The sequence below is a fragment of the Brotaphodocola sp. genome, from assembly GCF_050873065.1.
Lineage (GTDB): Bacteria > Bacillota > Clostridia > Lachnospirales > Lachnospiraceae > Brotaphodocola.
Genome location: NZ_JBNMIC010000079.1, coordinates 1 through 7586 on the forward strand (window position 1 = coordinate 1; position 7586 = coordinate 7586).

6 protein-coding genes are annotated in these 7586 nt (G+C 47.1%); 5 read left to right on the forward strand and 1 reads right to left on the reverse strand.

Annotation, left to right across the window (positions count from 1 at the left end; all coding sequences use genetic code 11):
• Both tnpA and ACR0QE_RS12490 read left to right on the forward strand, forming a co-directional pair.
• Positions 1-253 (forward strand): IS200/IS605 family transposase (gene tnpA / locus ACR0QE_RS12485; RefSeq protein WP_432628672.1); only part of this gene is annotated, 253 nt, incomplete at its 5' end.
• 210 nt (positions 254-463) lie between these two features.
• Positions 464-865: a VOC family protein gene (locus ACR0QE_RS12490; RefSeq protein WP_432628673.1), complete on the forward strand. Its 402-nt coding sequence runs from the start codon at positions 464-466 to the stop codon at positions 863-865.
• Between the two features lie 139 nt (positions 866-1004).
• Here the strand turns inward: ACR0QE_RS12490 and glmS are convergent, their stop codons facing one another.
• The gene (glmS, locus tag ACR0QE_RS12495) at positions 1005-2831 is read right to left on the reverse strand and encodes a glutamine--fructose-6-phosphate transaminase (isomerizing) (protein ID WP_432628674.1); all 1827 of its coding nucleotides are present in this window, start codon (positions 2829-2831) and stop codon (positions 1005-1007) included.
• A 658-nt stretch (positions 2832-3489) separates the two neighbouring features.
• On the opposite strand from glmS, the gene ACR0QE_RS12500 reads away from it, so the two are divergent.
• From ACR0QE_RS12500 to ACR0QE_RS12510, 3 genes are all read left to right on the forward strand, one after another.
• Positions 3490-5595, forward strand: a complete 2106-nt coding sequence (locus ACR0QE_RS12500; protein ID WP_432628675.1) for a C40 family peptidase — start codon at positions 3490-3492, stop codon at positions 5593-5595.
• 137 nt (positions 5596-5732) lie between these two features.
• Positions 5733-5987 (forward strand): hypothetical protein, encoded by a 255-nt coding sequence (locus ACR0QE_RS12505; RefSeq protein WP_432628676.1) that lies wholly within the window; start codon positions 5733-5735, stop codon positions 5985-5987.
• Positions 5984-7420: an LCP family protein gene (locus tag ACR0QE_RS12510; protein WP_432628677.1), complete on the forward strand. Its 1437-nt coding sequence runs from the start codon at positions 5984-5986 to the stop codon at positions 7418-7420. Before ACR0QE_RS12505 ends, ACR0QE_RS12510 begins: the two co-directional genes overlap by 4 nt.
• Positions 7421-7586: the final 166 nt, after the last annotated feature.

Here is a 7586-nt window from a genome sequence, read left to right on the forward strand (position 1 = left end):
AATTCAGGCCTTTGAATGTATGCCGGATCACATTCATATTTTGTTTGATGCAAAGCCAAATTTAAATCTTGCAGAATTTGTAAATGCATTTAAATCTGCATCTTCTCGAAATATCAGGAAACAATTTGCAGAAGAACTGAAACCTTACTATTGGAAGCCATATTTTTGGAGTTTAAGCTATTTTATTGGGACTGTCAGTGACCGAACGAGTACTGCGGTAAAAGAATATATCAATAATCAAAAAAATGAATGATTTAAAATATTTTAAGATCATTACGCATTCACCCATGTCTGATCCGGTTTGTCAGGCGTGGTACTCTGCGATTTTGATAGAAAAATCCTTATAAGGTTTATCCAAAACATGTATGGGACTTCCCAGACAAATTAAGGTAAAATAGATTCGGAAGAAGATATTTTTATGGCCTACATGGTCACATTATATTTATGGAAAGGAAGTAGAAAGATGTTTTTGGGAAATGATGAAGTGAAATTTGAATTTGCACATGTTGGAATCAATGCACAGACTCCGGAAGATGGAGAGCGCATGAAGAATTTCTTCACAGAGGTGATGGGATACCATGATTATCGGGAAATTCCGGCTTCTTTCTTTACCGTCGACAACAAGATGGAACTGATGAAAAAGATGGGAAAAGGAACGATGGGACATCTCGGATTCTTTGTCAATGATATGCCAAAAGCGATCGAGTATCTGGAGGCAAAGGGCTATCCGGTCGATTACGATACCGCGAGATACGAGGAAGACGGAAAGACGATCCGCCTGATCTTTATCAAGGAGGAGATCAATGGATTCCGCATCCATATTACTGTCAAGAAGGCTCCGTTTTATGTGGAAGCAGAGCAGTAATAAGTAGCAGTAACATAGAAAACATACCAATATAAATGTATATACAACAAACAGCTCCTGCACTTTTCTGGAAATCCGATATCTGCTGTGGATTACCAGGAAAGAGGCAGGAGCTGTTTTTTATTCTACTTATATCTACTTATTCTACCGTTACGGACTTTGCAAGGTTTCTCGGCTGATCGACATCGAGGCCCTTTCCGATGGACGTGTAGTATGCGATGAACTGCAGTGCGACAATAATCGGGAATACGGTAAAGCGATCATCCATATCCGGGATGCGGATGTGAATGTCTGCAAGGTTTTCATCTACAACTGCACTTTCTTTCGTCAGAAGGATGATGAATGCACCGCGTGCCTTGACCTCACGGATGTTGGAAATGGTCTTGGCAAAGACATGTTCCTGTGTCGCGATTGCAATGACCGGAACGTTATCTGAGATCAGTGCGATCGTTCCGTGTTTGAGTTCTCCCGCTGCATATGCCTCCGCATGGATATAGGAAACTTCCTTCAGCTTCAAAGCTCCCTCGAGAGAGAACGCATAGTCAAGACCACGGCCGATGAAGAAAGCATCCGGGCTGTTGATCAGGTGGACTGCGAGCTCATGGAAGGTCTCCTTCTGTGCAAGCATCGTTTCCATTGCCGGAATCGCATCGAGAAGGTCGGAGAGGAAGTCCGCTGCCTGCTGGTTGGTAAACTTTCCGCGGACAAGTGCCATTCTGCATCCAACAAGATAGAGCGCAGCAAGCTGTACGGAGTATGCCTTGGTACTTGCAACTGCGATCTCCGGGCCTGCATGCGTGTAGAGAACATAGTCACTCTCGCGGGCGATCGAAGATCCCTTGACGTTAACAATTGCAAGCGTCTTGGAGCCGTACTGATGAGCAAGACGCATCGCTGCCAGCGTATCGATCGTCTCTCCGGACTGGGAGATGATGATAACCAGAGTCTTCTCATCGACCAGTGGATCCTCGTAACGGAACTCTGAGGCGATGCTTACCGCTACCGGAATGCGAAGCAGCGGCTCCATCATTGCGCGGGCAACCATACCGGCATACATGGCAGTACCACAGGCTACGATGTGGATCTGATTGCAGTTCTCAAACAGATCATCCGGAATCTTGTCATCCGTGAAATCCGGAAGACCGTGACTCATTCTCGGCAGAATGGTGTTCTTCATTGCATCCGGCTGTTCGTGGATCTCTTTCATCATAAAATACGGATAGCCGTTCTTCATTGCAGCATCCATATTCCAGTTTACCGTCAGAATCTCTGGTGTGAACTTCGTGAAAGTCTCATCCAGATTGTAGACCTGAACCTTATAAGGGGTCAGTTTGACAATCTTTCCCTCCGGGACAACGAAATACTGGTTGGTGTAAGGAATCAGCGCGGTAAGGTCAGAGGCAACGAGAGCACCGGAGTGGGTGTAAGCTGCCACGAGCGGGCTGACATTTCGGATTGCGTAGATCGTTCCAGGCTGATCGTCAAACAGGATACAGAAACTGTAAGAACCGGTCAGTTTTTTCTGAAGAGCACGGATTGCCTTGAGCGGATCTCCGTCATACAGGGAATCCAGCACCCATGCAGCAACCTCACTGTCAGTCTGGGAGACCAGACGATCCTCGAGATGATATTCCTGGGTCAATTCATGATAATTCTCGATAATTCCGTTGTGAATCAGCGTCACATGACCGGCGCGATGCGGATGAGCATTCTGCTCCGTCACTCCGCCGTGCGTTGCCCAGCGCGTATGACCGATTCCGCAGTGGGAAGCTCCGTGAATGACTTCATCGCAATATTCTCTCAGCGCCTGAACTTTTCCGGTCTTTTTTGCCAGACAGATGCTAGAATCCTCCATGACGAGAGCGATTCCGGCACTGTCGTAACCGCGGTATTCCAGACCGGCAAGTCCGTCCAACAGAATTTTACGAGCATCTAAAGGTCCTGAGTATCCAATAATTCCACACATAATGATATAGCCTTCCTTTTCTTCTAAATTTCCTGAATTTTCTGATTTTTTTAATTTTTTTCTTTTCTTCCAATGTTTTAAACTTTACAAATCAAATTCCATAAGCAAACCTTATCTGGTCAGCTACCTAATAGCCAGCTTAAAGTTCCTCGTTCTAAGTTCTAAAGTTTAAAATTTCGTACACAAAGAAAACCACAAACCGGTTGCGTGCAGTCTGTGTTATTCTCTGTTCCGGTTATCCAGCAGTTGTTTTGCAGTTGCCCGCATATTTTGTTGGATATACACGCCCGGAATGGCATGGGAGAGCACCCGCCGAATTTTCGATATTCTCTCCACCTCGTTAACCCTGCATGCAGCGGACTCTTTCCTTTACATGTTTGATTGTCCGTTCACGAACCTGCCCAGGGTGCCTGGCGCTTAGCTTTGCTATTTGACTTCTGTTCCTCCTTTTCACAGATCTGTCCCCTATTATACTAAAAGTCCTTCCTTTCGTCAAATGTTTAACCAGACAAAATAGGGCAGATTGAGATTTTTTATGAGTTTTTCATGAGATCTTCAAGAAATCTTAAAAAAAATCTCAGAGGATTGTCTCTGTATTTCCAGTTTTTTCTATGTTACAATAATATATCGAAAAATCAGAAACCAGGTGCGTAGTGTAATGAAAATTGACAAAAGAAAAATCTACTCCATGATCGGGGCGATGTCCCGCATGGCGATTGCAGATCGAAGAAAATATGCGGCAGCGGGACTTTTGCTGATGTTCGGATGTGGAACCGCTGTTCTCGGTCATTTCTGTCCGATCAGACAGCAGGAACCCGTTGTCAAAGAAGTTCTTGCCTCAGAAGAAGAAACCGATTGGGAGACAGAGGCGTCTTCACTTGCCACTGCAGAGGTTGTTGCGGATGATGCAGGGTGGCAGCCGGTTACGGATGAACTGAATCTTGCCCATTATTTCCCCGATGGGGCGGATCAGACACAGATCACTCAGAGTCTGGCAGGACAGATTTTTAAGACTCTGATGACACATGATGAAAACTGGATCAGCCAGATCTACGATATGTCCGATGTGACTCCCGCGCAGATGGCACAAAAACTCGGCAAGCCGCAGAGCGCCGTTATGGGAAAATACAATCCGGAAGACAGCCGGCAGAAGAAAGATGATCCGTCTACCTGGACGATCAATTCGTTCAAAAACATCCGAATGACTGCTTCGGACGGAGATGGAAAGGCGATCACCCCCTATTCCAACGTGCGTGAGATCATGTCGATGGCAAATCTTTATACCTATTATAAGGGCGTGACGGATTACGACCTCTTTCTCTCTTACGCGAAATCTCTCTGGGATCAGTCTCATTCTTACACGGTCAGCCTGTCGGATGTCTACTACTGCGACGGCTGTATCGGGGAGGATGCACAGCTCAGACAAAAGAAAGAACTGGAGAAAGAGGCAAAGAAGGAGGAGAGCGGGATTTCCTATGAGGATGCTTTTCTCGGAGCAGAGAGTCAGGCAGAGAGCGAGGAAGAGAAGGAAGGCGCTGTATCTGAGGAAAATCTTCTCGATGACTCCGCTTCCACCTCCGTAGTTGTCTCCAATAAGACTTCTCTGCAGCGCGCGGCGGAGGACGCTTCGCGTGCAGAATCGAAGCAGGCAGCTTATGAGTCTTCCGTTGCGGAGGTCGAATCAAGCAGAGCGGCAGCAGCGACAAAAGCAGGCCTTGTCGTATCCAGCAAAAAGGCATCCTGGCAGACTTCTTCTGAACAGGATGCGCAGGAAAGCACCACAGTTGCAGAAGTTGCAGAAAGTTCTGCGGGTACAAACACAGAATCCTCAAAAGACAGTTCTACAAACACCAGTCAGGCAGATTCCGCTGCAATGACAATGACTGCAACCGGGTCGGATGCTGCTGCGGTTTCCGCTTCTGCTACGGCTACCGCTTCCTCCAAGGCGGTTGCTTCTGATTCGAAGTCTTCTAAGTCAAGTGGCTCAACTGGCACAAAGAGCACAAAGGGAGAGCAGACAACGACAAGCTATTGTCCCGGTCACGTGGATCTGATCATTCATATGAAGATCAATGGACTTAACGAAGCAAAACAGAACCTTTTCTCAAAGGATTCCATCGGAAATGATGCCGCCAATATCGGAAGCACGGAGACAGATTGGCCGGGATGGAATGAGTCCACGATGGCAGCGGCACGTTCCCTTGCCGCTCAGGACTGGTTTGAGAAATACGGTCTGACGGTATCTGCATTTTCGGGAAGAAATGCGCTGACAAGCGCGGAAATCGAGGCTTACATGGCACAGCTTCCGGTAGGCCTGTCTGAGGAACGCCTCCGCATCATCCGTTTTGCATTAAATTCTGTCGGTAAAGTTCCTTACTACTGGGGCGGAAAGGCATCTTCACCGAATTATGAGGGAACTCAGTTTGGAATCCTGACCACTGCGGATTACAAGGGCCGCGTTCTGAAAGGACTTGACTGTTCGGGATGGATCGGATGGGTGTACTGGTCAGTGACCGGAAAGCGTCTTCCCTATGAGAGCACTTCTGGTCTTGCCGCCACCGGAACAAGCATCAGCCGCGACCAGTTAAAACCGGGAGACATCATTATCCGTACCGGAACAGATGCCCATGTGATCATGTTCCTTGGATGGACTTCCGATGGAAAGATTCAGTGTATTCACGAGAGCAGTGCCTCTGTAAATAACGTGACAGTTGCCGTCCGTGATGCAAACTGGCCGTATTATCGCCGCCTGATCAATGATTAATAATCGTATGGAATCGGCATGAAAGTATGTTAAAATAATAATCGAGAAACTGCAAAAACAAAGAACAGCAAAAAACAAAAGGAATCAAGAAAATTGGGAGGAAATCAGAATGGGATACGGAGATGACAGACAACCGTATGAAGAAGATGAACTTGACCGAATGCGAAGACGGAACCAGAATCGGGGACGTCGATCGTCGTCTCGCAGATCTTCTTCCGCAGAGGAAAGAAGTCGCGATTATGAGCCAAAAAGAGGCTCTCGAACATATGATCGGCACAACGATGAAGATACGTCAAGGAGTCGAAGCCGCTCAAATCGTTCAGACAATTATTCCGGGGGTGGAAACGGCGGCAGACGACGCCGGAGAAAGAAGAAGGGAAATGGCGTATTGACGGTACTTCTGATTGCTCTGCTCTTATTTTTCGGCTATCAGGGCGTTTCCTGGTTCCGCGGCGGCGGATACTGGACGATCGCTGTGTTCGGTGTTGACTCCCGGGATGGAAATCTTGGAAAAGGAACGCTCTCCGATGTGGAGATGCTTTGCAGCATCAATAAAAAGACGGGTGAGATTCGTCTGGCTTCCGTTTTCCGTGACAGCTATTTAAGAATTGACTCGGATAATGATTACGACAAGATTAATGAGGCCTACTTTAAAGGCGGGCACGAACAGGCTGTTTCCGCTCTGGAATCCAATCTGGATCTCACAGTGGATGACTATGCAACCTTTAACTGGAAGGCGGTTGTCGATGGAATCAATATTCTTGGTGGTGTCGATCTGGAGATCACCGATAAGGAGTTTGCCTATATCAACTCTTTTATCACCGAGACGGTAAATTCCACCGGAATCGGTTCCGTCCAGTTGGAGCACAGTGGAATGAATCATCTCGACGGTGTGCAGGCAGTCGCATATGCGAGACTCCGTCTGATGGATACGGATTTCAACCGAACAGAACGCCAGAGAAAGGTACTTGGCCTCGCAATGGAAAAGGCAAAGCATGCTGACGCGAAGACGCTGAAAAATCTTGCCTCAGCGGTTTATCCGGAGATTTCTACGAGCATTGGTCTGAATGATCTTCTCACCCTTGCGCGCAGTGCAAGAAAATATTACATTGGACAGACTTCCGGCTTTCCATTCTCTCATCAGGAGATGAAGATTGGAAAGAAAGCCTGTGTCATCCCGACGACGCTGGCAAGCAACGTTGTTCAGCTTCACAGTTTCCTGTATGATCAGGAAAACTTTGTTCCGTCCTCGACTGTCCAGTCGATCAGTGATCACATTGCGGAGAAGACAGGACTTGGTCAGCCGGGAAAAGATACAGAATCTGGAAAGAATATCGGAGCGCAGGGAAATACGGGAGAAAATCCTTCAGGCTCAAAAAAGAAAAAGTCTGAGACGGCCGCTGCAGAGAGCGCAGACAATGCAGCAAATTCCGGAAGCGGGGAGAACACTGAATCGAACGTAAGTTCTGACGGTGCGTCAGAAAATTCCTCTGCTGATTCTGCCATTTCTTCCACCATTGAAGCTTTAGATTCGTCCAAACAGGAAGAAAAGAATACTTCACAGGAAGAAAAGAACACTTCCGGGAGTGACGAGAAAAAAGATCATGCAGAAACGACAAAGGGTGCGGTAGTCGCTTCCCCGAAGCCGGAAAGTACCGATGCAGTGACTGGACCGGGAGCAAAGAGAGAAACGACTTCTGAGACCCCGGGAAATGCAAGAGAGACGAATGCAATTCTTGAAGCTCCGGGACAGACGTCACAGACTTCTTCTGCCGGACCATCAAATTCTGAAAATGGTGGACCCGGGGTTCAGGGACCACAATAGGATGGGACAGAGAGCAAAACGGTTCTCATTGTTTTCCAAATTGAGGATTGACAGAAGATTTTTGCATATGCTATTATAGAAACACATATCAGGGAGTAGTTCACATCGATTTTCAATTTGGAGATTCGATGTTGTACTGGTCGTCATCACGCAGCAGAGTTTCTGT